The 25,561-nt window shown below is 35.3% G+C and carries 26 protein-coding genes; 17 read left to right on the forward strand and 9 right to left on the reverse strand.

From position 1 onward, the window contains the following. Positions 1-22: 22 nt before the first annotated feature. The 5 genes from CDL10_RS06640 to CDL10_RS06660 all read left to right on the forward strand — a co-directional run bounded on the left by CDL10_RS06640 (position 23) and on the right by CDL10_RS06660 (position 6,642). Positions 23-1,384 carry a DNA recombination protein RmuC gene (locus CDL10_RS06640; protein WP_100677803.1) on the forward strand — a complete coding sequence of 454 codons (1,362 nt, stop codon included), beginning with the start codon at positions 23-25 and terminating at the stop codon, positions 1,382-1,384. 24 nt (positions 1,385-1,408) lie between these two features. Next, positions 1,409-3,946 carry an ATP-dependent helicase gene (locus CDL10_RS06645; RefSeq protein ID WP_100677804.1) on the forward strand — a complete coding sequence of 846 codons (2,538 nt, stop codon included), beginning with the start codon at positions 1,409-1,411 and terminating at the stop codon, positions 3,944-3,946. 48 nt (positions 3,947-3,994) lie between these two features. Continuing rightward, positions 3,995-5,362, forward strand: a complete 1,368-nt coding sequence (locus CDL10_RS06650) for a hypothetical protein (protein WP_100677805.1) — start codon at positions 3,995-3,997, stop codon at positions 5,360-5,362. 184 nt (positions 5,363-5,546) lie between these two features. Continuing rightward, complete coding sequence (locus CDL10_RS06655) at positions 5,547-6,122, forward strand: Crp/Fnr family transcriptional regulator (protein ID WP_100677806.1); 576 nt, start codon at positions 5,547-5,549, stop codon at positions 6,120-6,122. 67 nt (positions 6,123-6,189) lie between these two features. Next, a complete protein-coding gene (locus tag CDL10_RS06660; protein ID WP_100677807.1) occupies positions 6,190-6,642 on the forward strand; it encodes a carboxymuconolactone decarboxylase family protein in 453 nt (150 codons plus the stop codon). A 271-nt stretch (positions 6,643-6,913) separates the two neighbouring features. Here the strand turns inward: CDL10_RS06660 and CDL10_RS06665 are convergent, their stop codons facing one another. Beyond that, a complete protein-coding gene (locus CDL10_RS06665; RefSeq protein WP_100677808.1) occupies positions 6,914-8,731 on the reverse strand; it encodes a hypothetical protein in 1,818 nt (605 codons plus the stop codon). A gap of 226 nt (positions 8,732-8,957) precedes the next feature. On the opposite strand from CDL10_RS06665, the gene CDL10_RS06670 reads away from it, so the two are divergent. The 5 genes from CDL10_RS06670 (at position 8,958) to CDL10_RS06690 (ending at position 12,183) form a co-directional block, all read left to right on the forward strand. After that, the gene (locus tag CDL10_RS06670; RefSeq protein ID WP_091099120.1) at positions 8,958-9,284 is read left to right on the forward strand and encodes a hypothetical protein; all 327 of its coding nucleotides are present in this window, start codon (positions 8,958-8,960) and stop codon (positions 9,282-9,284) included. A gap of 95 nt (positions 9,285-9,379) precedes the next feature. Further along, positions 9,380-10,396 (forward strand): hypothetical protein, encoded by a 1,017-nt coding sequence (locus CDL10_RS06675; RefSeq protein ID WP_133119465.1) that lies wholly within the window; start codon positions 9,380-9,382, stop codon positions 10,394-10,396. Positions 10,397-10,452: 56 nt separating this feature from the next. Then, the gene (locus CDL10_RS06680; RefSeq protein WP_091102980.1) at positions 10,453-10,722 is read left to right on the forward strand and encodes a hypothetical protein; all 270 of its coding nucleotides are present in this window, start codon (positions 10,453-10,455) and stop codon (positions 10,720-10,722) included. Between the two features lie 218 nt (positions 10,723-10,940). Then, positions 10,941-11,627, forward strand: coding sequence for a hypothetical protein (locus CDL10_RS06685; RefSeq protein ID WP_100677810.1), 687 nt, complete (start codon positions 10,941-10,943; stop codon positions 11,625-11,627). A gap of 1 nt (position 11,628) precedes the next feature. Further along, positions 11,629-12,183, forward strand: a complete 555-nt coding sequence (locus CDL10_RS06690) for a hypothetical protein (RefSeq protein WP_100677811.1) — start codon at positions 11,629-11,631, stop codon at positions 12,181-12,183. 248 nt (positions 12,184-12,431) lie between these two features. Here CDL10_RS06690 and CDL10_RS06695 read toward each other — a convergent pair whose 3' ends face one another. The 5 genes from CDL10_RS06695 to CDL10_RS06715 are packed head-to-tail and all read right to left on the reverse strand — an operon-like array spanning position 12,432 to position 15,502. Continuing rightward, positions 12,432-13,133 carry a hypothetical protein gene (locus CDL10_RS06695; RefSeq protein ID WP_100677812.1) on the reverse strand — a complete coding sequence of 234 codons (702 nt, stop codon included), beginning with the start codon at positions 13,131-13,133 and terminating at the stop codon, positions 12,432-12,434. After that, on the reverse strand, positions 13,130-13,807 hold the full coding sequence (locus tag CDL10_RS06700) for a hypothetical protein (protein ID WP_100677813.1): 678 nt from the start codon (positions 13,805-13,807) through the stop codon (positions 13,130-13,132). The genes CDL10_RS06695 and CDL10_RS06700 overlap by 4 nt, the downstream gene beginning before the upstream one ends. Continuing rightward, positions 13,804-14,484 carry a hypothetical protein gene (locus tag CDL10_RS06705; protein ID WP_100677814.1) on the reverse strand — a complete coding sequence of 227 codons (681 nt, stop codon included), beginning with the start codon at positions 14,482-14,484 and terminating at the stop codon, positions 13,804-13,806. The genes CDL10_RS06700 and CDL10_RS06705 overlap by 4 nt, the downstream gene beginning before the upstream one ends. Further along, complete coding sequence (locus tag CDL10_RS06710) at positions 14,469-15,158, reverse strand: hypothetical protein (RefSeq protein ID WP_100677815.1); 690 nt, start codon at positions 15,156-15,158, stop codon at positions 14,469-14,471. Before CDL10_RS06710 ends, CDL10_RS06705 begins: the two co-directional genes overlap by 16 nt. Beyond that, positions 15,158-15,502: a PadR family transcriptional regulator gene (locus CDL10_RS06715; RefSeq protein WP_100677816.1), complete on the reverse strand. Its 345-nt coding sequence runs from the start codon at positions 15,500-15,502 to the stop codon at positions 15,158-15,160. The genes CDL10_RS06710 and CDL10_RS06715 overlap by 1 nt, the downstream gene beginning before the upstream one ends. Before the next feature lie 335 nt (positions 15,503-15,837). Here CDL10_RS06715 and CDL10_RS06720 point away from each other — a divergent pair, with 335 nt between their 5' ends. Next, positions 15,838-17,328: a DUF5687 family protein gene (locus CDL10_RS06720; protein ID WP_100677817.1), complete on the forward strand. Its 1,491-nt coding sequence runs from the start codon at positions 15,838-15,840 to the stop codon at positions 17,326-17,328. A 2-nt stretch (positions 17,329-17,330) separates the two neighbouring features. Beyond that, positions 17,331-18,026, forward strand: a complete 696-nt coding sequence (locus CDL10_RS06725; protein WP_100677818.1) for an ABC transporter ATP-binding protein — start codon at positions 17,331-17,333, stop codon at positions 18,024-18,026. Between the two features lie 98 nt (positions 18,027-18,124). Here the strand turns inward: CDL10_RS06725 and CDL10_RS06730 are convergent, their stop codons facing one another. Further along, entirely contained in the window at positions 18,125-18,532 is a 408-nt protein-coding gene (locus tag CDL10_RS06730; protein ID WP_100677819.1) for a DUF2059 domain-containing protein, read from the reverse strand. Positions 18,533-18,807: 275 nt separating this feature from the next. On the opposite strand from CDL10_RS06730, the gene CDL10_RS06735 reads away from it, so the two are divergent. Continuing rightward, positions 18,808-19,500, forward strand: coding sequence for an SCO family protein (locus tag CDL10_RS06735; protein WP_100677820.1), 693 nt, complete (start codon positions 18,808-18,810; stop codon positions 19,498-19,500). Positions 19,501-19,539: 39 nt separating this feature from the next. On the opposite strand, the gene lipB is transcribed toward CDL10_RS06735, so the two are convergent. Together lipB and CDL10_RS06745 are read right to left on the reverse strand one after the other, a co-directional pair. Continuing rightward, the gene (lipB, locus tag CDL10_RS06740; RefSeq protein WP_100677821.1) at positions 19,540-20,238 is read right to left on the reverse strand and encodes a lipoyl(octanoyl) transferase LipB; all 699 of its coding nucleotides are present in this window, start codon (positions 20,236-20,238) and stop codon (positions 19,540-19,542) included. A 4-nt stretch (positions 20,239-20,242) separates the two neighbouring features. Next, positions 20,243-20,407 carry a YqaE/Pmp3 family membrane protein gene (locus CDL10_RS06745; RefSeq protein WP_100677822.1) on the reverse strand — a complete coding sequence of 55 codons (165 nt, stop codon included), beginning with the start codon at positions 20,405-20,407 and terminating at the stop codon, positions 20,243-20,245. 115 nt (positions 20,408-20,522) lie between these two features. Here CDL10_RS06745 and lysS point away from each other — a divergent pair, with 115 nt between their 5' ends. The 4 genes from lysS to rnpA all read left to right on the forward strand — a co-directional run bounded on the left by lysS (position 20,523) and on the right by rnpA (position 25,444). Then, the gene (gene lysS, locus CDL10_RS06750) at positions 20,523-22,211 is read left to right on the forward strand and encodes a lysine--tRNA ligase (RefSeq protein ID WP_100677823.1); all 1,689 of its coding nucleotides are present in this window, start codon (positions 20,523-20,525) and stop codon (positions 22,209-22,211) included. Positions 22,212-22,422: 211 nt separating this feature from the next. Then, complete coding sequence (locus CDL10_RS06755; protein ID WP_100677824.1) at positions 22,423-23,544, forward strand: Fic family protein; 1,122 nt, start codon at positions 22,423-22,425, stop codon at positions 23,542-23,544. A gap of 96 nt (positions 23,545-23,640) precedes the next feature. After that, positions 23,641-25,026, forward strand: a complete 1,386-nt coding sequence (aspA, locus tag CDL10_RS06760) for an aspartate ammonia-lyase (protein WP_100677825.1) — start codon at positions 23,641-23,643, stop codon at positions 25,024-25,026. Positions 25,027-25,054: 28 nt separating this feature from the next. After that, on the forward strand, positions 25,055-25,444 hold the full coding sequence (gene rnpA, locus CDL10_RS06765; protein WP_243389303.1) for a ribonuclease P protein component: 390 nt from the start codon (positions 25,055-25,057) through the stop codon (positions 25,442-25,444). Positions 25,445-25,561: the final 117 nt, after the last annotated feature.

The raw sequence follows: 25,561 nt of genomic DNA on the forward strand, positions 1-25,561 counted from the left end.
GGCTTAATATGAAAAAACAAATATGACGACAGAAATAATACTACTCATAATACTGATAATCTTACTTGCAGTAAATCTGATTATAACTTTATTAAAAAAGATAAAACTTGATTTTGACATTGAAGGAAATTTTAATGAAACGAAAACTTCATTGGTGAAATTTGATTCAACATTGGAAAGAACCGACAAGTCAATAAAAGATGAATTTCAAAGAAATAGAGTAGAATCAAATAGTTCTGCAAAAAATCAAAGGGAAGAATTGACTAAATCGCTTGATAGTTTTAAAGAAGGATTTGACAACAATACCAAACGCTTAAATGACCTTTTAAAAGAAAGATTTGATGCCTTTAGTAAACAACAAACCGAAATAAATCAAGAATCCGAAAAAAGGATTAAAGAAGTAAAAGAAACAGTTGAAAATCAACTAAAAGAAATAAGAGAGGATAATACGAAACAACTCAACGAAGTAAGAAAAACAGTTGACGAAAAGCTTCAAAAAACTTTAAACGAACGTTTAACTCAATCATTTGAGACGGTTGGAAAACAGTTAAAATCTGTTCAGGAAGGTTTAGGAGAAATGAAGAACCTTGCAACTGATGTCGGTGGATTAAAAAAAGTACTTAGTAATGTAAAAATGCGTGGAGGAATTGGAGAAGTCCAACTTGCAATGCTTTTAGAACAAATCCTTGCACCAGACCAATATGAAGCAAATGTAAAAACAAAAAAAGGAAGTTCAGCAACAGTTGAGTTTGCCATAAAACTACCAGGAAAAAATGAAGATGAATCGGTCGTTTGGCTACCTGTAGATGCTAAATTTCCTAAAGATGTTTATGAAAAACTTCAAGAAGCTTATGAAGATGGAGATTTGGACAAAATTCAGTTTGCACAAAAAGAATTGGACAACACAATAAAGAAAATGGCGAAAGACATTAGCGAAAAATATATCGACCCACCAAATACAACAGATTTTGGAATTATGTTTTTACCATTTGAGGGAATTTATGCAGAGGTAGTTAGAAAGGCTTCCTTATTAGAAACTTTACAAAGAGATTATAAAATAATCGTAACAGGACCAACAACTTTAGCTGCCATTTTAAACAGTTTACAGATGGGATTCAAAACACTTGCGATACAAAAAAGAAGTAGTGAAGTTTGGCACGTTTTAGGAGCAGTAAAAAAAGAATTTGAAAATTTTGGAGGTATGATGTCAAAGGCACAAAATAATATACGAACAGGGTTGAACCAACTAGATGATGTAATGGGTGTTCGTACGAGAGCAATTCAAAGGAAACTAAAAGATGTTACTTCCATAAATGAGATTGAGACAACCAAAGTATTTCCTGAATTGAAAGAGGGAATTATAGATTTTGATGACGAAGATTAGTAACAAAACTTAAAGTAACTTTCAATGAATGGCGTAGAGAGATTAAAAGAAAATTTAAACGAACAACAGTTAGAAGCTGTAACAGAAACGGAAGGTTTTGTTAGAGTAATTGCAGGTGCAGGTTCGGGAAAAACTAAAGCTCTTACTCAAAGATATGCCTACATTGTTGAAGCATTAGGAATTAACTCTTCCAATATTCTGTGTGTAACCTTTACAAACAAGGCTGCACAAGAAATGCGAAAAAGGGTAAAACGTTTAGTTGGAGAAAATTCAGATTTAAGTTACATAACCACTTATCACGGATTTTGTGTTCGAGTTTTAAGAGAGGACATAAACAAAATCAAATACCCAAAGAACTTTATAATAATGGACGTTGAAGACCAAAAAACTGTACTTCGTCAAGTTTATAATGAATTGGGTTTAACATCAAAAGTGTTCACTTTCAAACAAGTTCTACGATATATAAGCAAACAAAAAACTTCGCAAGAATATTTGCAATATATCCTTGAATCAAAGAAAAAAGAAACTGATAATGAAATAGAAAAAATCTTTATTAGGTATTTAGAAAAGCAACAAAGAAATTTCGCTTTAGACTTTGACGATTTACTCAATTTTGCTCTTTACATATTCGTTAATAATCCTGACGTTCTTGAAAAGTGGCAAAAGAGATTACATTACATTCAAGTTGACGAAACTCAAGATAGTTCGCAAAAACAATTTATGCTAATTGAGATGCTTTCTCAGTTCCATAAAAATCTTTTCGTTGTTGGCGACCCAGACCAAACCATTTACGAATGGAGAGGTGCAAAACCTGAAATTTTGGTTGATTTTGACAAACAATTTGTTGATTCAAAAACAATCATAATGAATCAAAATTATCGTTCGACACCAAATATTTTAAGTCTCGGGAATCATATAATTAAAAACAATAAAGTTCGAGTAGATAAAGATATGTTCACTCAAAATCCAGAAGGTGTTGAAGTTGTTCACTTTCACGGAGAAAATGATTACGAAGAAGGATTATGGGTCGCAAATGAAATCAAAAGACTTGTAAAAGATGAAAACTGTAAATATTCCGATTTTGCAATATTATACAGAGCAAATCATATTTCACGTAGTATTGAACAATCTCTAATTCGAGAAAATATTCCTTATTCGGTTTTTGGTGGTATTCGATTTTTTGAACGTAAAGAAATTAAAGATGTCTTAGCATATTTACGATTGATTGAGTTTGAAGATGATTTTTCCTTCTTAAGAGTTGTAAATACACCAAGTAGAGGTTTAGGGAAAAAGTTCATTGAAAATGTAGCGAAAATTGCCGAAAAAGAAAGTATTTCTCTTTATTCAGCCTTGCAACAAAATATAACTGACAAAGATTTAAGTAGGAAAGGTGCAATTGAATTTGTTGAACTTATAGAAAAGTATAAAAAATCAAAAGTAGATTTAATTATTTCCGATTTAGTAAAAGAAATAATGGACGAAAGCGGATTGTCTGCTTATTATAGAACTGATGGAGACACAGATAGATTAGATAATATTAAAGAACTTCAGAACTCTATAATTTTATTAGAAACACAAGACGAAGAACCAATAAACCTTACTGAATATTTGCAAGAAATTGCACTTTACACAGATATGGATATTGAAGATGATAGAAATGACCGAGTTAAATTAATGACTATTCACACTTCTAAAGGTTTAGAATTTCCTTACGTTTTTCTTTGTGGCTTCACTGAAGGCGTATTACCAAGTGCAATGTCAATTAAAGAAAGAAGAGCAAAAGCAATTGAAGAAGAAAGACGTTTAACCTATGTTGCAATTACTAGAGCCGAAAAAGCATTTTATATGACTGAATCAGAAGGATTCAATTTCAGTACAGGTTTAAATAAATATCCTTCTCGTTTTTTATTTGAAATAAGCGACAATTATTTTGTGAGAAAAGGAGAATTAAGTCAAGAAATCATAAATGAAGCTAAAGAACAACTTAAACTTGATGCAAGTCGACAATTAATTCAAAAGAAATTTGATGTTGGAGATTTGGTAAATCACTTGATTTGGAAACAAGGTAAAGTAATTGAGGTAAATGAAGAAAAAGGAGAATATCAAATTGAGTTTATCGAAACGGGGAAAACTAAACCAATAAATTTTGAATTTAGAGGATTAACAAAAATCGAGAAACCAATTGACCTCACAGAAGAAGAAAAGGATGAAAAATCTAAATCAGAAGATGATTGGAATTCATTTGTAGAAAACGAAATTCAAATTAAAGAAAGCCTAAAAATAGAAATAACAGAAAATCAAGAAACTAGCACAGAGGAAAAGAAAGAATTGATTAGAAGAAGAATAGCTGATTTAAAAGAAGAAAAAGCCGAACTAAAAAAAGCTAAGCCGGAATTGAATATTGATTCGGAAATTTCAGAAAATGAAACTGAGGAAATAAAAGAAAGTGAAGAAAAAATACTAAGCCCAACAATGCATAAAAGCAATGGCGGGGAAAGTGATAAATCAAAAGATAATTCAACTAATAAAGGTCAGTCTTGGTGGAAAAAGTTGTGGTCTTAAATCCGCCACTGCTCTTATGCTAGACCGTTGGCAGTAATTTTGAACAGAATGGATTATTTCGATGAACAGAATGCGAAATTATATGATTTCCTTTATCAAACTTTTGATTTAAGGAAGTGTAAAACTTGGGATGATGTTGCCAAAAATATTACGCAATTAAAAGTAAAAAGAACTTATCGAGTATTTGCTAAATTATTTACTAGAAACTTTGACTATTCAACCGAATTAGGAAATTTAAAAAGTACATTTTCTAGTATTCATTATTCAACACTAAAAGCAAACAGAATTATTGATGAAATTGTACGATTTTCTCTTTATTCAGATAAAATATTGGTTTTTCATCCATTACAGAATCCTTCAGTAACTAATCAAGATATTGACCCAAGAATAAATGCAAAAAGATGGTTGCCTGATTTTTTAGATGCTCTATACTTTTATATAATTATTCAAAAATGGGTGAAAGCAGGAATTGTAAAGCTGGTTGTAAACCCTTGTGAATACGATTTAGATTTAAGGGATGAAATAGACAAACGAATCAAAGAAAGAGTCTTAAAAATAAATCGTGACGATTTTTTTGAAATAGGAAAAGAATCAGCCGAAAATCATTTGGCTGAACAGTTTGCTATTTATTCGAAAAATAAAAATAAAGAAGAAATCATTCAAGATATTTTGTCTTTACAGAATCCTGTTTTCACAAATAAAGAAGCTGAATCCTTTGCAGATAAAATATTAGAACATATATCTAAAACAAATCCATTATGGAACAAGATTGATAAAAGCAATTTTAATAGAGATGGAATGATTACACCGTTAAAAAGTGGAGGTTCAATTGAAGCTATGTTATATGTTTCTAAAATAAGTGGAGGAAATATATATACGCCATCTGAAACATCTTGGTATCAAATAAAACAATTAGGAGTAAATGACTTCTGGACAAAAACTAATCATTTATACTCGCAAATTCCCTTAACTTTTTTGAACAATGTTGACACCGCTTTTGCGTTAAAAATGCGTGAAGAAGGAAGGTTAGAAGGTGTTAGGCAAGAACTAAAAAAAATATATGGTGAATTATCTAAAATAGATATTAATGAACTGGATGAACAAAAGATAAAATTTATTCAAGAAGGCTTTACAGAAGAAATTAAAAAAGCGGAATCAGAATGGGATTTGATAAAAAAACAAGCAAATTTATCAAGACAATATTGGGCGTCAGCAAATGTTGCTGTTCCATTAATTATAAATGAAGTTTCGATTTTACCATTAGCTGTAACATCTTTAGCTTGGTTGTACAAAAATGAAAAAACTACATTTGACAAACAAAGAGCATTTAGGGTACAAAAACCGATTTCGGTATATTTAGACTTAAAGAATAAAAAACAAGACTTTTTGACTGAATTAAGGAATTGCATAATGTAAAAAAACTACTGCCAACATCGTATTGGCGAAATACGTGATTAAGTGCAAAATTTGAATTTTGTACTTTCTATCCGCAAAACCATTTTTTATTTGTTTTTAAACTGTAAATTAGCAAATAGAAAATTGGCTTGCACAAGCCTCGAAACGTTCCTGCGATCTTACAACAACACCTTACAACAACAAAATGTCCAAAATCTTCAAAAAACATATAGACAAATTCGCACAAATTTCTGATGAAGAATTTGAAGAGATTTTGAAATTCTTTGAAACAAAACAGGTGTTGAAAAAAGAAAATTTACTGGAAGAAGGACAAATTTGCAGATACCATTATTTTGTGTTGAATGGATTGCTACGCAAATTTTACATTAACGAAAAAGGTATTGAACAGACGACTGAATTTGCTATCGAGAATTGGTGGCTTACCGATAATATTGCCTATGAACGAAAACTACCTACTGAATTTTACATTCAAGCTGTAGAAAAATCACAGATACTTTATATTTCGCAAGACAATCAGGAAAAATTGTTGAAGGCATTCCCCAAAATGGAACGCTATTTTCGGTTTGTTTATCAAAGAGCTTATGCAGCAGCTCAAATGCGTATCAAATACCTCTTTTCACTTTCCAAAGAAGAATTTTATTTTGAATTACTTCGCAAGCACCCTGAATTTGTGCAGCGTGTACCACAATATCTCATTGCTTCTTTCCTGGGGTTTACGCCAGAATATTTGAGTGAAATCCGCAAGCGAATTGTTTCTTAAACCAGTTTAAGTTTTTTCCGTTGACCATTTTTCAACTTTGCATTGAACAATTTTAAAATAATAAACAATGCAAAAACGTGTAAACATCAACTCGGCAGAACCTAATGCTTTAAAGGCAATGATGGGTTTGGAAACATATCTTTCCAATATTTCTATTTCCAAAACATTGAAAGAACTTATAAAAATCAGAGCTTCGCAAATCAACGGCTGTGCTTACTGCATTGATATGCATACCAAAGATGCGTTGAAAAATGGCGAAACCAATCAACGTATTTTCTTGCTCAATGCTTGGAAAGAAACAAGTGATATTTTTACCGATGAAGAAAGAGCCATACTAATGATAACTGAAGAAGTAACTTTAATTCATCAAAACGGTTTGTCTGATGAAACCTACGAAAAAGCCTTACAGTTTTTTAGTGAAAACCAAATCGCTGAAATCATTATGGCGGTCATTACCATCAATGCGTGGAACAGAATTGCCCTTAGCGGACATTTCCAACCCGGGCAAGCCTTTGCATAAACAAGCAGTACAAGATGAAATCACAGGATTAAACCCCTGTGATTTTTTTTCGATGTAAATTGCCCCATTTGGTCAGAGCAAAAATCCTAATCAGCAATGGTTAGGATTTTTTGTTTTTAGCTAAATTGTTAAAAATCAACGGGTTGTTTAAATCTAAAATATGCTGGTTGAAGACGAAAATTAAGCATATCACATAAAATAGCACTTTCGAGGTGTCTTTTTCGGTGACACCCTTTTTAGAAGCTGGAGGTAAAAACTATTCCATTACTTATTATGTTCTGTCACTATGTAGCAAAAACTCTTCAAGGCTAATCTCTTTTCCCAATCCGAATTTTTGTTTCAGACGGTATTTGAACATCCGAACGCTTTGCGGTTCTACGTGTAGGATCTGGGCAATTTGCTTGGTGGACATTTTTAGGTAGAGGTACGTACAATATTTCAAGTCCAGCGGCGTTAACTTTTGAACGGCTTTTTCGTTCAACCGATTGAAGAAATCGGGGTGGAGTTCTTGTATCTGAAGTTTAATGTCTTCAAAATCGGTCTGAAGTAGCATTTCTTCTTTAATAAGTTTCTGAATATGACTTGCTTCTCCACTTTGTATCTTGTTCTGAATCTGTTTTAGGGTTTCATTCTTTCTGTCGATAATTAATGAGTTTGCCAATGCTTCTTTCTCCAATTGTTGTTTCCGCAAATCCAGTAATTCCTGTTCTGCTTTCAGCCGGGCTTGTTCTTCTTTTTCCAGCAAAATCTGCATCTTTGCCTGTTGTTCGGCGTCTTCTTTTTCTTGGGCTAATTTTTTCTCTCGTTCAATGGAATAACGCAACTTGAAATGGTAAGAAACAAACATAAAACCCAGCCCGAAAAGCAATGCCGATGCAATTCCGCCATACAGGTAATTTTGCTTTCGGTTAAATGCTTCCCGCTCCTTTAGCAATTGTAGCTCCTTATCTTTTTTCTCTGTTTCATATTGTACTTCCAATTTTTGTACGTTGAAAAGTTGTTGCTCGTTAAACGATTTTTTTAACAATTCCTCCGCTCTTTGCTGATATTGCAAAGCGGCTTTCGTATCGTTTCTTTTGAATGCCAAATCGGTCAAATCTTTATTTACAGCATATTCTAACCGGTAATAATTTTTGTTGGAAGCTACTAAATGGCTTAAACCCTGCAACAAATACTTTTCGGCAAGAGCTGGGTTTCCTTCTTTTTTGGCAAAACCACTTTTAATTCCGAAAACGTTCATCCATTTTTCCTGTGAAGCTTTGTCAGCTTTCAGCTTTTCTTCGGCAAGATCAAGATAACGGTACGCTTTTTCTTTGCGTTCGGCAAGGTTTTCCGGCGAATAATCCAAATAGTAGTTCGCCAGATTGATACAGGTAATCACAAAAGTATTGCCGCTCACTTTTTCAGGATTTTTCTGTTGCAAAGCAAAGGATTGACTCAGGTAGTAATAGCTGCTGTCCAATAATTGCGACTCGCTTGTTTTTTTGAAACGTGCCTGGTACATACTTGACAAACCGTTGTTTACATTTACTTGAAGATTCACGTTTTCAGCCATTAAAGCATAATGTTGAGCTTTTCGGATGTAGGTTTCCATCTTCTCGCTATCGTCCCATTTGCTATACGCACCATAAAGAAGATAATTGAGAGAATATTTCGTGGTCGGATCTTCGTCATTATTTTCAATTTGTTTTAATCCTTCTATCGCATCTTTTACCACCACATCGGGCATATTCATTGCATTTGCCAAAAAAGCTTTCCCTCTGTATGCCATCGCCAAAGCATTTTTATTGCCGGATTTTCTGGCGTTTTCCATGCTTAAATCAATCAGTTTTTTGGAGAGTAAAAGACTGTCCTTTGTAGTATAAATTGTACTTTGATAGGAATAGAAATAGGCTAAATCTGTTGTTTCAGATGTGTTTTCAATTTCTGTCGCCAATAAGTTTAGTGCTTCCTCCGGTTGATTATGTAAATGAAAATATTCCAACTGGTCTAACACTTTGGTGGTAGATGGACTCAAAGATTGGCTTTTCACTGTGGCGGTACAAAGTAAATAAGCAGCTAAAATATATAAAACCGATAGTGTTTTCATTCTTTAATATCTACAAACAGAGACAAAATAATGAAAAAATTGAATCAAAACCGAATATAAGCGTGTTAAACTTATATGTTCAAAAAATTGATTATTAAATAATTATGGTTTTTGTAGATGTTTTGTATATACAATTTTAAATGTTGTAGATGTTTTGTTCAAGGGCAAAAGAGAAATAATAATCTTGTTATGGATAAATTTGGATAAACATAAAAATAAATAAATTATGACACCAAAAGTTCAATCCATTCTCAGTTACCTCGGTATTTTGTGGCTGATAGCCTATTTTGTCGGAAAAGAGCAACGAGACAGTTTTAGCATATATCATCTGAAACAAGGATTGGGTTTGCTGGTTTTGGCAATCCTTTTCAACATTGCGGTTTATGTACTTTCCATTTTTTCTGCTACACTCGGAGTTTTAGTGAGCTATGCTGGAATCCTGTTTTTCATTATTATGATTGTAGGAATCATCAACGTTGCCAACGAAGTCAAAAAACCTTTGCCCGTAATTGGAAAATTATTTGAAGACAAATTTGATTTTATTGACAAATAATAAGAACACAAATAAAATTTTAATATTTAATTAATTGAAAAATGAGTAGTAGAATTTGGGTGATGATTATGACGATTGTTATATCTCTTATAACAATGTCTTGTCAAAAAGATGATGGTTTTAATGAAGAAGAAATAACGGATACCTTATCTGTTTATGTGTATCGTGCCGGTGTAGAAATGCATCAAGACAGATATAGTGCTTTGTACATGAAGAATAGACAAAAAGTAGTTCTTCCTTCTGTTACGGGTGGCTCTACAATTGCTCGTGATATTAAAGTGTCGGGTGACGATGTATATGTCGTTGGCGAAGAACTAAATGAAGAGCAAGAATCTGTAAAAGCATTGTTATGGGTAAATGGGCAGGCACAAGAGTTAAATGCTCCTAACTCAAAAAGTGTTACAGCTAAGGCGGTGTTTGTTAAGGACAACGACGTGTATGTTATAGGAAGCTACCTGCCACAAGCAGAAAATGCAACGTACAGGGCGATAGTATGGAAAAATGGAGAATTCACGCATATTGGGTCAAATGATGTGAGCACACGTCTTGAAGATATATTTGTTTTAAATAACGAAGTTCATATCGTAGGATATGAAAGGCACGAAGGAGGAATCATATCTAAATATTGGAAAAACGGTATAGGATCGGCGATTTCAAATATTGATACACTGACGTATGCAAAGAGTATTTATGTAGATCAAGACAATGTTTATATTGTAGGCTATACTGATGCTATTGGTGAAAGAAGTTTTAAGCTGTGGAAGAACGGCGTGCCGACAAAATTAATTTCAGGAGAAAGAATTAATCGTGGACTTGACTTAACAGTAGAAAACGAAAATGTTTATGCAGCCGGATACGAACAAGTGGGTAATAAATATGTTCCGAGAGTTTTTAAAAACAACGAATTGCTGCCTATTCAACATACTGCATCCGGACACACCTACGCTTTTGCCGTACAGGTTGTTGATGAAAAGGTGTATGTTTTAGGAAGTGAATATAGAAATGGCAAACAAGCAAATATCATTTGGGAAAACGGCAAAGAGATTGATTTCTTATCTGTTGAATCTGGTTATTCTGAATTTCAGTCAATGATAGTTGTTCCTAAAGAGTAATATTCTAAAGTAGTTGTTATTCCACCACAAATTTTGTTTAAGATTAGAAAAATCAAATGAAAAATATATCCTTATTATTAGTCGGCTTTTGTGTTTTTTTCATTTCCTGTTCCAAAGATGATGAACCTACGCGAATTTCAGATGCAGAAAGCATTGTCGGTGTTTGGAAATTTGTAGAAGTAGTGATTTGGAACGAGAACACCAAAATAATTGCGTCGTCCGAAGAAGTACAGCCCTGTTCCGGAGAGGATACTTATGTTTTTGAATCCAACGGAAGATGTGCATTAGAAACCCACTACAAAAAGGGGGGAGGATTCTGTCATTAAAAATAGATGACGGGAAGCAACCGGCATTTGCTATTTTTAAAATGGATGACGGCTACTATTACCGCTTCTTTTCAATAAAGAACAGCGAAAGCTATACCTTGTTCCATTGGAGGAAAAAGAAGGTCACGACTTGATTTGTGTAGAGGGATGTACCTTGTTGTTTGAACTTTTAGAGAAATAAAAACGAATAAAGATATTGAACTAAAAAAAGAAAAATTATGTTTTTTGTAATCAACAAAATAGAACAAGGGGTTCATCGTAATGAAAAATTACAAAACCCGAAAAATCCCGGTAATCCAATGATACTTGGTGTTTACAGGCAATTGACCCGTACGGCACTTTTTTCAGTACATTCCAAAAAAGCGTATGGCGAATTTTGGGATGAAGTGACACAAAAGAAAATTGCCCGCCGGTTTTGGACACCGGAAATGAAGGCTTTTGCTAATCAGAAGGTTGCTGAAGCGGCGAAACCACCTTTTATATTCAAATTGACGATCGTAGGCTGGATATTTGTCTTGTTGATGATGACCGCTATGGGATTGATTGTCTATCAAGAAATGAAACCGCCTATACCAAAACCAGCCGAATATGTAGCCATGGAGCAAGCTCCTGTAGAGGGCGATATCTATTTTGGCAAGTATGAGATCTATAAAGAAAAAGGAACTCCGATTGGAGCAGAAATCCGTTTTGGCTGGTTTAAAGTCCTCAAGGTGGATGGCGATGTTTATCATATCGCCAAGTCGACCGAGATGAACAGAGGACATAAACCAAAAGAACAGCTCAACAGCGTCGATTTTGAAACAGAAAGTATGCCTTTGGTGAAACTAAAGGAACAAACAGGCTATAACATACGTTTCGTATCTGACGATGACCTGACAGAAATATACATTACGGACAAAAAATAATATGACCACAAAACGAATAATGGGTATCATAGCATTGGTTATTGTCGTAGTTATAGCAGGATTTATTTTTATTCTCTATGCTACGATAAAGACCAAATCTACCAGTCTCAACAAATACGAACCATTCAAGGAATGGATTGGCAAAACCGTTACGTTGAATAAGGAAACGGTGCTGTTCAAAGACAAAATCCCTATGAACAACAATAGTGATTATCCGTATATGCTGTTGGACAGCTTGCATCCGCAATGGCGGTATGTCGATGAGCAAAAAAGCATTGGAGATATCGAAGAGATAATTACATTCCCGAAAGGCACAGTATTGAAGTTGGAAAAGGCAATCCAATACACCAACGGCGTTTCAGGATCCTCGTATCCTACTATATTCGGTACGATCACTTTTGAGGGCAAAACGTACAAAACAGGTTATCGCTGGGGTGAACGCAACGTGAGCAAGGCATTCGACAAAATAGAAAACTGCTGGTTTTTTCATCAGGCACCGTGGCAGGATAAACAAGATACCGCCTTTTATGCGTTTCCGACGGCTAATTGGTGGTGAATATTCAATTCATAAAAGGGATTGTTACGATGATTAATTAAACGAAATGCATCGCATTAAATTGTGGAATGCTAGAAGAATTGATTGATCAAGAAAATATGTAGAAGTATAATGGAATTACTTAGATTTAAAATTGGTGAATAGAAGTATTGTTTGTCAAATTGTTAATTTGCAGTATTTTGAGCAAAGATAGATTTTGAGATGAAGAACAGCTTTCGAGGTGTCCTTTTCGGTGTCACCCTAAATGTTTATACAAACTGATATTTATTCTCGGTTCTTGAAATTTCGCTTTTTAAGGCTGGTTTTAATTTGAATATCAAAATGTAAAAGCCGATGAAATGAAACAAACAAAATGCTGTCAAAAAGTGTAAATAAGCTAAAGACATTACGCCGCTATCTGTGTCGAGAAAAAACTGGATATATACAGGAACAAAACCTATTGTGGGCATAGAATAAACCTGGCTCGCAACAGATTGAATCAACCAGCTTTTTTGTGTTTGCTTTTGTTGTTTTTTCATTTGGTAGATAAACCGGAAACCGTCAACTAACATATAAATAAAACTTATCAGTAGCAACACATACAAAACAATGTCGCTCCAGGGCTGAAAGCTTTTCAGAAAATTATACAAGATAAAATACAGGCAAATAGTTAGGATTATTTTCGGAATGGAAACAAACTGTACGATTTCTTTCCACATTTTTTTATTGTAATATTTATGTAGTTCATTCTGCTTTTGTTCTACTAATCCCGTAAAACCGAATACACCAAACTTTTTAAACTCTTTTTCCAAAGCATCTTCAAACGAAATGGTCGGGTTTTCGTTCCATTGTTGCTCAATCGCATTTGCCAGATGGTCAACGAGTTCTACCTGCACATCGTAATGTTCTACATAATGTTTTTTGGTAAAATCGAATAATTGGTTGATTTCAACTTCGGTTATTTTTCTCATATTTTTTGGAATTTCTGCTCAATTAGTATGATTTCTTTTTTCAGCAAAGGAATGATTTTGGTGAATAATATCAAGCAAAATAACAGATATACGCCAGTAAAAACGGTTTCTAAAATAATTTCAAAAAGATTTCTGTCAGGTCTATTTGCACCAAAGGTCACAAAGGCAATCATCACGATAGGAAGACTGTAAAAATAGTTGGAAACGCTGTTAATCAACCATTTTTTGTGCTTTTTTCTCAAGGTGCGGTACTGTAAATACCAGAAAAGTGCCGCTGCAACCATTAATAGAATTTCTAACCCAAATAAAATGTCGTTATGTAACGTATCTGAATCCGAAAACACCAAAAACAAGCCATAAAAGAATGCACCCGACAATACAATTCTGGGAACCGAAAAATAGTTGATAAACTCTTTTTTGATGATTTGCCAATAATGATTTTGCAACGCCGCTTGTTTTTGCTCGACCAAACCGCTGAAACCAAACACGCCATAGTTGTTGTATTCTTTTTCCAAAGCATCTTCAAACGAAATGGTCGGATTTTCGTTCCATTGTTGCTCAATCGCATTTGCCAGATGGTCAACGAGTTCTACCTGCACATCGTAATGTTCTACATAATGTTTTTTGGTAAAATCGAATAATTGGTTGATTTCAACTTCGGATATTTTTCTCATATTTTTTGGAATTTCTGCTCAATTAGCATGATTTCTTTTTTCAGTAAAGGAATGATTTTGGTGAATAATATCAAGCAAAATAACAGATATACGCCAGTAAAAACGGTTTCTAAAATAATTTCAAAAAGATTTCTGTCAGGTCTATTTGCACCAAAGGTCACAAAGGCAATCATCACGATAGGAAGACTGTAAAAATAGTTGGAAACGCTGTTAATCAACCATTTTTTGTGCTTTTTTCTCAAGGTGCGGTACTGTAAATACCAGAAAAGTGCCGCTGCAACCATTAATAGAATTTCTAACCCAAATAAAATGTCGTTATGTAACGTATCTGAATCCGAAAACACCAAAAACAAGCCATAAAAGAATGCACCCGACAATACAATTCTTGGAACCGAAAAATAGTTGATAAACTCTTTTTTGATGATTTGCCAATAATGATTTTGCAACGCCGCTTGTTTTTGCTCGACCAAACCGCTGAAACCAAACACGCCAAACTTTTTAAACTCTTTTTCCAAAGCTTCTTCGAACGAAATGTTTGGATTCGTTTTCCATTGTGCCTCAATGGCATTTGCCAAATGATCGACCAATTCAACTTGCACATCGTAATGCTCTACCAAATGTTTTTTGGTAAAAGCAAACAGTTGTTCGATATGTTCGTTGGTTAAGCGACGTTCCATTTTCGTATTTTTTTTACCATCGACAAGTGCCGGAAATAGTTACAATATTTTATAATAAACAAAAAATAAAAAGCATTTATAAAGGTCAAAGATAATAACCATATATTGAACGTTGCCCAATATCTGAGCTCTTGACTTGATAGGGTAACAAACGAAAGGAGTAATAATGGAGCTAAATTTCTTTTGTTTGCAAATTGGGCAATTTCTCCATAAACCGTTGTGTATTTATCTGTTTCATATTTTCTCAACACATATTGATTGCCAAAAACAGCTGTGGTTACAAGCAGAATCTTATAAACAAAAACAGTGCGGTTTAGCGTTTCGAGCGTTATGAAGTCTTTAAGCAAATAAATTGCCACAGGAAAAAACAAAACAGCCAACACGTAATACATCAAATCTGTACGAAGTGATTTCTGCATTTTTTGTTTATAAAATGCCGGTATTTTTATTTTTCCGTAAAAGTGTATGCCGTTCCATTCCGTATCTTTCAATCGGGAATCCCATTGAGTAAAAATCCGTTCAAATGCAGTTTCAAAAGACTCATTTTCTTTCCGGTTTTCAATCTCTGAGGCAATATGGTCGATAATTTCGTGCTTTGCATCATCGTAGTAAAACTCATAATCATTATACAATTTGAGTTCTATTTGTTGAATTTGCTCATCTGTCAGTTTCATCAAAAAGCAGTTTTAAAGTTAGGATTTACAATCGTTTGCATGTTGCGGATAAAGTTTTCCAACTCTTCCAGTCGCGATGCTGTTTCTTTCACACCGTTTTCCGTCAGCTTGTAATATTTGCGAATACGTCCGTCCACCCTGTCCATTTCCACGTCCAGAAAACCTTCTGCTTCCATTTTGTGTAATGCCGGATACAACGCACCTTCGGTAATATTCATTTCGCCTTGCGTGATTTCTTTCACTTTCTGTGTGATTTCGTAGCCGTACATTTTTCCGTTTTGCTCCAGAAGTTTCATAATAATCGTATTCAAACTTCCTTTATACAGTTGTTGTTGCTTTTTCATTTCCTGATTTATATACTTATGAGTTTTAGGTATGCAAATATACCTAAAATTCTTATACATAAAAATATTAGGCATTGTTTTTTTAATTTTTCAATCACGATGACCGGACTTTAAAAACTCAAAAAAATATTTGGACGTTAACAAAATTTTATTATATTTGTCAAAGAAGGATATTTAGTTGTTTTTTATTAATTTAGATTGCTTCTCAACGAAAAGATAATGTCTTGCGTTGTTGAAGAGAGAGAGTTGCCGTTTTGTGCAACTCTTTTTTTGTTAAAAACTGTAACAAAGGCGTTCGGGTCGCTACTTATGTACTGTAAAATAACAAGCAGTTTATGTTTCAACGATTTTTATACCTGAGAAAAAAAGAGTTTTTAAGGAATCCGCAGTTTGTCGGAAACCTGTTGGTTACTATTTTAATGGCGGTTAATTACTTTTTCTTTTCCCTGATGTTCCTGATAGCGGGAATTGTTTTGCCGATGGTTATTACTGAGGATAGTGAAAGCAATCCGTTCACGCAATTTGGCAGTACAATAGAAACAATCTGTGCCTATTTGCTGTTTTATTTTCTGTTTGATTTGGTATTGCGGTACTTTTTTCAAAAGTTTAATTACTTGAATATAAAGCCTTTGTTGTTGACCAATATCCCGAAACGAAAAATAGTCGGGCAAATGCTCACCCAAAGTATGTTCTCGGTTTACGCACTATTTTCTTATTTGTTTTTTATTCCGTTTTTTGTTGTTTTGTTGATTGATCAACCACAAAAAATAGCGGTTTTTTCATTGGCAATTGCATGTTTACTTTTGGCTCAGGTCAATAACTTCATCAATCTGTTTGTCAATAAAAACAACACGGTTTTTGCCATAATCGTTGTTATCTTAGCATTGGGTATCGCGGCAAATTATTTTGACCTAATCAATATCTTGGAAGTTTCCCGTGCAATTTTTTACCCTTTTTATCAATATCCAGGATTGTCGCTAATCTTTGTTCCGATAGTAATTTTGTTGTATCGTGCCGCCCAAAAAATGATACTTAGCAATCTGTATTTGGATAAAGGTGTGATTGCCCAAACCGAAAAAGTGAATAATCTTAATGTTTCCTGGCTGAACAGATATGGAAAAATCGGCTCTTTTCTACAATTAGATGTAAAAATGCTTACCCGGAACAAACGCTCAAAATCCACCATGCTTGCCAGCTTTTTGTTTGTATTCTATGGGTTACTTTTCTTTACAGGATTTTCTACGTTTGGCGATTCCGGAGGAATGAAGATGTTCGCCGCGATATTTGTCAGCGGAGGTTTTGTTTTTTCATTCGGAAACTATATTCCGAGCTGGGATTCAGCTTATTATCCATTAATGATGACCCAAAATGTTACCTACAAAGATTATTTGCAGGCAAAATGGTGGCTGATGGTTATTGCCACCATAGCGTGTACGCTGATAGGTGCTTTCTACATTTATTTTGGCTGGGAAATTTATCTGATGGTCGTTTCCGCAGCGATTTTTAACATCGGTGTGAACAGTTATCTGGTCATGCTGAGTGGGGCTTATATCAAAACACCGATTGACCTCACGACCAACAAAAACCTGATGGGCGATAAATCTGCATTCAATGTCCGAAGTTTGTTACTGGCGTTGCCTAAAATGCTTGTTCCGATGGTTTTATATGGTATAGGAGCAATTCTGTACACTTCGTGGTTTGGTAGTTTGTTGGTAGCATTAGCAGGAATAATCGGGTTTGCATTCAAAGATTATTTCTTTAATCAAATCCAGAAAGTATATCAAAAAGAAAAATATTCAACTTTACAAGCATATAAAAGAAAATAAATATGATTCATATCGAAAATCTATCCAAAAGATACGGGCAAAATGTAGTGTTGCATATTGACGGTCTCGAAATTGCCGAAGGCGAAAGTTTTGGTTTGGTCGGTAACAACGGAGCCGGAAAAACAACTTTGTTCAGTTTGTTGCTGGATTTAATTCAGCCCACAACCGGACACGTGACCAGCAACGGTATCAATGTCAGCCAGTCAGAAGATTGGAAACATTTCACGTCAGCTTTCTTGGACGAAAGCTTTTTGATTGGTTACCTCACACCAACTGAATATTTTAAATTCATTGCAGATTTGAGAGGTGTTTCGCCAACTGATTTGGAAGTGTTTTTACAACCTTTTGCTCCGTTTTTTAAAGATGAAGTTTTAGATAACAGCAAATATATCAGGGATTTATCAAAAGGAAACCAGAAAAAAGTTGGTATTGCCGGAGCTTTTATCGGCAGCCCGAAGGTAGTGATTCTGGACGAGCCGTTTGCTAATCTTGACCCGACAACACAAATCCGTTTGAAAAATTTACTGAAGGATTTAGCCAAACAAAAGAATACAACAATGCTCATTTCCAGCCACGATTTGCAACATACCGTTGAGGTCAGCAACCGGATTGTAGCTTTGCAGAAAGGGCAGGTGGTCAAAGATATTCAAACCGACGAAAACACTATGAGCGAACTGGAAAACCTGTTTGCCGTATAATTATTTTTTGAATTAGGAAGAGAAAGGGGCTGTCTAAACGAATATTTTGGACAACCTCTTTTTCTGTTTTTTGAAACCTAAGATATTAAACACACAAATTAGTTCATGTATTTCATGATAATCTGCTGAAATTTCATATTGTATTTTTCACCGGCTTTCATCGATTCGGAAGTGATTTCGGGAGTTACTTCACTCATTTTCTTCCCGACAGGCGATTCGTAAAATTTCAATATTTCTTTAACCTCATCGTGTGTGAATTTTTTCATATATAAGTCAGCCACATCACTATTGATTTCGCCAAAAACAGTTTGTACTTCTTTTTTCAGGTCGTCTCTTTTTTCTTCTGCGACCATAGGTAAAATCTGATTTTTGATTAATTCTTCCTGAGAAGCGTTTGCACCCGAAACCTCCATCATCTTCAATACGTCTTGTTTAAAGTCGTTGGTTTGTGCAAAACCAAAAGCAGTAACGCTCAAAAAAGCGACTGTAAAAACTAATTTTTTCATTATAATCGATTTAAATTTTCGACCAAGATAGTAAAAAAGTCTGATTTCTTGGCGAATTCATGTTTTAATGTGTGTTAATTTGTGCTTGTTGAAAGCTTAAGGTTTTTTTGTTTCAGGCTGTTATCGCTACAACCAAAGTTAGAATTTCACGTTCGAAATTTCAAATTATTCAATTGTTTTTTCAGTTTTCAAAACTCAATTTGACTTTAAACAATCATATTAAATAATAATTAACGTTTTTCGGGTAATCATTGTGTAATTTTGAAAACAAAAACATGATTGACATATTTAAGCGTTATCGCTGGTTTTTTCTGGTTTTATCTTTGATTAGTGCGGTGGTTTTGACACTTTTTTACAACGCACTCAAACCTGTCAAACAACTACCGGTTTATACGCCGGCAATGGTTAATCCGGAGTTGGTAGATACCCTTATTCAATATCAGAACAACAAATTCAGGCATAAAATAGCTGATTTTTCTTTTCAGAATCAAAATAACAAAACCATTACGCAAGATGATTATAAAGATGTGATTTATGTAGCGGATTTCTTTTTCACTACCTGCCCGACCATTTGTCCGATTATGACCGATAACATGGCTTGGTTACAGGAACAAATTAAAGATATGGACGATGTGAAGTTGCTTTCTCTTTCTGTTACTCCAGATATTGACACGCCCGAAGTCCTGAGAAAATATGCCGATGAAAAAGGGGTAATTGATGAAAAGTGGAATTTGGTTACCGGTGATAAAAAAGATATTTATTATTTGGCTCGTCAGTCTTTTTTGGCGGTTAAAACAGGAAGTCCGGACGAATTATATGATATGGTTCATACCGAAAATTTTGTTCTGGTTGATAAAAAAGGACGAATCAGAGGCTTTTATGATGGTACATTACTAGATGAAAATCAAGACGATACCAAAAATGTAAAACAACTTTTGGAAGATATTCAATGGCTTAGAAATAACTAATCAACTCTTTTGATATACCGACAAATACACTTTAGGTTATCAAACAACAACTTCCGCCTCAAACAACTCCGAAAAATATTTGATAATTTTCTTTTCTACTTCGAGTTCATCTACTTTTCGGTTGAGTTCGGCGTGCATAGAAGTTACGCCTTTTCCGCGAATACCGCACGGAATAATATTATCGAAATATCCCAAATCAGCATTGACATTGAGGGCAAACCCATGCATAGTTACCCAGCGTGATGCCCGTACGCCCATAGCACAAATTTTTCGGGCAAACGGCGTCCCGACGTCGAGCCAGACACCTGTTTCGCCTTCACTCCGCCCGCTTTCGATGCCATAATCAGCCAGAACTTTAATGATGGTTTCTTCAAGCAAACGTAAATATTTATGAATATCGGTAAAGAAATTGTCCAAATCCAGAATCGGATAACCGACAATCTGCCCGGGACCGTGATAAGTAATATCGCCTCCACGGTTGATTTTATAAAATGTAGCATTTTTTTCTTCTAACTGTTTCTCATTCAGTAGTAAATTGCTCATATCCCCGCTTTTTCCCAAGGTATAAACATGCGGGTGCTCTACAAACAACAGGTAGTTTGGCGTTGGTTTAGGCGTGTCATTATCTCTGTTTGCAGATTTTATATCCACAATACTTTTAAACAGTCCTTCCTGAAAATCCCAGGTTTCTTTATAATCTTTGGTGCCTAAGTCGATGAGTTGTACTTGCTTGTTCATAGATTTAATTTTGGTGTTTTGGATTGTTTAATATAATTAATGCCGCGATTACTCCCGGAATCCACCCGGCAATCGTCAGCAGAGCAACGATTACAACAGAGCCGCAACCTTTGTCAATCACTGCCAAAGGCGGAAAAATAATAGATAATATTACCCTCCAAATACTCATTGGATGAATTTTTCTTCAAATTTCGGGATTTTAAACCGATTTTTCAGCATAATTATCCGCAAAAGTTAGCCAATAGTTTTGTTATATTTGCACATTAAATTTAATTACAATCATTATGCAATTGTCAGAACAAGAAATCATCAGAAGAGAGAAGTTGAACAAACTTCAGGCGATGGGTATTAATCCGTACCCTGCCGAGTTGTATCCGGTTAACCACACTTCCAAACAGATAAAGAATGATTTCAAGGAAGGCAAGCAAGTGATTGTTGCCGGACGGTTGATGTCTGCACGCGTGCAGGGGAAAGCCTCTTTTGCCGAGTTACAGGACAGCGAAGGCAGAGTGCAATTATACATCAACAGAGATGAAATTTGTCCGGGTGAAGACAAAACTTTGTATAACGAAGTTTTCAAAAAGCTCATCGACTTAGGCGATTTTATCGGGGTGGAAGGCGAATTGTTTACCACGCAGGTCGGCGAAAAAACTTTGCGTGCAAAGAATCTGGTTTTGCTGAGTAAAAGTTTAAGACCGTTGCCATTACCCAAAACCGATGCCGACGGAAAAGTGTTTGACGCTTTTACCGACCCGGAATTACGTTACCGTATGCGCTATGTGGATTTAATCGTGAATCCAAAACACAAAGAAACATTCGTGAAACGCACCAAATTGTTCAAAGCAATGCGTAACTTTTTTGACGATGCTGGTTACATGGAGGTGGAAACACCTATTTTGCAATCTATTCCAGGTGGTGCAGCTGCAAGACCTTTTTCGACTCATCACAATGCTTTGGATATTCCATTGTATTTAAGAATTGCCAATGAGCTTTATCTAAAAAGATTAATTGTTGGGGGATTTGACGGCGTATATGAATTTGCCAAAAACTTCAGAAATGAAGGTATGGACAGAACACATAACCCTGAGTTTACAGTGATGGAAATTTATGTAGCTTATAAAGATTACAACTGGATGATGGATTTTACTGAACGGTTGCTGGAAAATTGTGCGGTTGCAGTAAACGGTACTACAACAAGCACTTTCGGTAAACATGAAATCAACTGGAAAGCACCATATCCGAGAGTTTCTATGCGTGAAGCGATTCTTAAATATACCGGTTTTGATATCGACGGAAAATCGGAAGAGGCAATCAGAAAAGCCGCTGTTGAGATGGGAATCGATGTGAACGAAACCATGGGCAAAGGCAAGCTGATTGACGAAATTTTCGGGGAAAAATGTGAACCGAATTTTATTCAGCCGACTTTCATCACGGATTATCCCGTTGAGATGTCACCATTAACGAAAAAACACCGAAATAATCCGGAACTAACCGAACGATTTGAGCTGATGGTTTGCGGTAAAGAAATTGCAAATGCTTATTCTGAGCTGAACGACCCAATCGACCAAAGAGAACGTTTTGAGGAACAATTAAAACTATCCGAAAAAGGCGATGACGAGGCCATGTTTATTGACCAGGACTTTTTGCGTGCCTTGGAATTCGGTATGCCGCCAACATCAGGTTTAGGTATCGGAATGGACAGGTTAACCATGTTTTTAACCAACAATGAATCTATTCAGGAAGTATTATTTTTCCCACAGATGAAACCGGAAAAACAACTACCGAAAATTTCAGATGACGCCCAAGCCGTTTTTAATTTACTTCAATCTTTAGGAAATACGACTTTAGATAACCTGAAAAGTGAATCGGGATTGTCTAACAAAAAATGGGACAAAGCGATTAAAGATTTGACCAGCAATAAGTTGGCGAAGGTAGAAAAAACCGACGATGGATTGATGGTGGAAGCTATATAAGCATAGTTTAGGTATTTTACTGAAATTATATCGGGAAGAAAGTTAACTATAACTCTCTTCCCGATATGTTTTTGGGACTTTATGAAATAAGATTCGGCTTATTTAAAAATTATCACACATTTTTAAATAAGGATTTTTTTATTTAATTTAGCTTATCGTATTTTAAATAAGGCTATGGCTTATTTAAAATACTCTTATAAATTCAATTCCAATGAAAGATTTCAAAGCAGGGACCTATATTAACCAAGGATATTACAAAAGTTTTCAGCCTACCGAACTGAACAAGCAATGGTTATTGGACGATATGGAGATACAACAATTGCTGTCCCAAGCTGACCGACAGATGGGGCGTTTGGATATGTATTCCGAATATATCCCCAATATCGACTTGTTCATCAGTATGCACGTAGCCAAGGAAGCTACACAGAGTAGCAAGATTGAAGGTACACAAACTAATATAGAAGATGCTTTTTTGGATAAAGAAGATCTAGGAGTTGAGCGAAGAGACGATTGGGTAGAAGTCCATAATTATATAGAGGCGATGAACAAAGCCATTCAGAAACTCCACGATTTACCTTTTTCATCTCGGTTGATCCGTGATACACATCGTATATTATTGCAAAGTGTCCGTGGAGAACATAAATTGCCTGGCGAATTCCGTACCAGTCAAAATTGGATAGGTGGTGCCAGTATAAATGACGCTACTTTTATACCACCTGTACATACTTCTGTGCCGGAATTGATGAATGATCTGGAAAAATTTGCTCATAACAATGAATACTTTTTTCCTGATTTGTTAAAGATTGCATTGATACATTACCAGTTTGAAACCATTCACCCTTTTTTAGATGGAAATGGTCGTGTAGGGCGTTTATTGATTACGCTTTATTTAGTCGATAAGGGAATTCTTAAAAAACCTATTTTATATTTATCGGATTTTTTTGAACGCAACCGAGGACTATATTACGATAATTTGATGCGTGTTCGTACGCATAGCGATATGAAACAGTGGTTGAAGTTTTTTTTGGTAGGCATCATAGAAACAGCGAAAAGTGGGGTTGCTACATTCGATGCCATATTAAAATTGAAAAAGGAAAAAGAAGAATTAATACAAAAGAACAGCACACGAAGCCACCATTTACTCAATATTTTAGAACATTTATATCAACGTCCCATCATCAATGCCCAACAGGTAGTAGCATTTACAGGCGTATCAATGCCAACTGCCTACAAAATTATTGATGAAATGGAACAATATGATATATTAAAAGAAATGACGGGCGGTAAAAGAGGGCAAATATTTATGTTCGAACCTTATATTAAATTATTCTAATGGTAGTTATGAGACAAACGGTAGATTCAATAGGCAAATAAAACAAAACTTAAAAAAAATCAGTACCTTTATACTTCATTAGCAAATACAGCACTCATGAGAAAAGAATCAGATTTGTTAGGAGAATTAGACGTACCCGAAAAAGCTTATTACGGAGTACAGACACAACGAGCCATAAACAATTTTAATATATCAACACACAAACTGTCGCAGTTCCCTTTGTTTGTCAAATCACTGGGCGTAGTCAAGTTGGGTGCAGCACAAGCCAATCACGAACTGGGATTGTTACCCACAGAAATTTTCAATTTTATTGCTATTGCATCGCAGGAGCTTATAGACGGCAAACACACGGAAGAATTTCCTATTGATATGATGCAGGGCGGAGCCGGTACATCTGTGAATATGGCAGCCAACGAAGTGATTGCCAATATTGCCCTCGAAAAAATGGGTAAGAGCAGGGGAGCGTATAAATATTGCTCGCCTAATGACCATGTGAATCAATCTCAATCTACGAATGATGCTTATCCCACAGCGTTGAAACTAACCCTTTTTGAGCAAAACAAAATTCTGATTGATGCGTTGGAAAAACTCTATTTTGCCTTTGATAAAAAAGCAGAGGAATTCCGAATGGTTATTAAAATGGGACGCACGCAGCTGCAGGACGCTGTGCCGATGACCTTAGGGCAAGAGTTTGAAGCATTTGCTTATATGCTTAAAAAAGAAGTTAAAAACCTCCAGGAAGTGAGTTTCCGTCTTTTGGAAGTGAATATGGGAGCCACAGCTATCGGAACCGGATTAAATGCCCCGAAAGACTATGCTGAATTGTGTATCGAAAAAATCGCACAAATTACCGGAGAGCCGGTTACTTTGGCAGAAAACCTGGTGGAAGCGACTTCAGACACCAGCGTTTTTGTAGAATATTCTTCAGCGTTAAAAAAATTAGCCTTAAAACTATCTAAAATAAGTAACGATTTGCGATTGCTGAGTTCAGGGCCAAGAACAGGATTATACGAAATTAATTTACCGCCGATGCAGCCCGGGTCTTCTATCATGCCGGGAAAAGTAAATCCTGTGATTCCGGAAGTGGTCAATCAGATTTGTTTTAAAGTAATGGGTAATGATTTAACGGTGGCGATAGCATCGGAGGCGGGGCAGTTACAGCTGAACGTAATGGAACCTGTAATTGCGTTGTCTATTATGGAATCGATTAAATACCTGACCAACGGTATGCTGACGCTGAGAGAAAAATGCGTGGACGGTATCACGGCAAATGCGGAGCATCTGGAAAAAGAAGTCAGAAACAGTATCGGAATTGTAACGGCTCTTAATCCATATATTGGTTACAAAGCAAGTACTTTTATTGCTAAAAAAGCCTTAGAGACAGGCAGAAGTGTTTACGAGCTTGTGTTGGAAGAAAACTTGCTGACCAAAGAACAACTGGACGATTACCTTAATCCGGCTAATATGACTGCTTCGAGATAACCGATTGAAAATCAGAAAAAATCAAAATTTGAAACAAACGATAAAAACCTGCGGCTATCCGAAAACTGAAAAACTGAAAAAGAAAAAACATATCGATTTGTTGTTTTCAGAAGGAAAATCGGTATCCAAATATCCTCTGCGATTGGTTTTTGCTCCTGTTTCTGATGCAGAAAGCTCTTTTCAGACAGGCGTTTCGGTGTCGAAAAGGTATTTCAAAAAAGCAGTGGACAGAAACCGTTTCAAACGCTTGTTGAGAGAGGCTTACCGGCTGAATAAAACACTTTTGCCAACTGACCTCAATCAGCCCTACGCACTCATGTTTCTATATCAAACCAAAGACAAATTGACTTTTGCCGAAATTCAGGAAAAAATGGTGCAGTTAATGGAAAAGTTTTCAGAAGAGGTAAGGGGCGTGTGAGAGAAAGTCACGAAACACACAAATATATTCGTTACCTGACATATAACTTTAAATAAAATTAACCTTACCGCTCTTTTTATCACATAGTCTTAAACAATAGCTAACACCTTATTTACA

Source organism: Avrilella dinanensis, assembly GCF_002807015.1.
GTDB lineage: Bacteria > Bacteroidota > Bacteroidia > Flavobacteriales > Flavobacteriaceae > Flavobacterium > Flavobacterium dinanensis.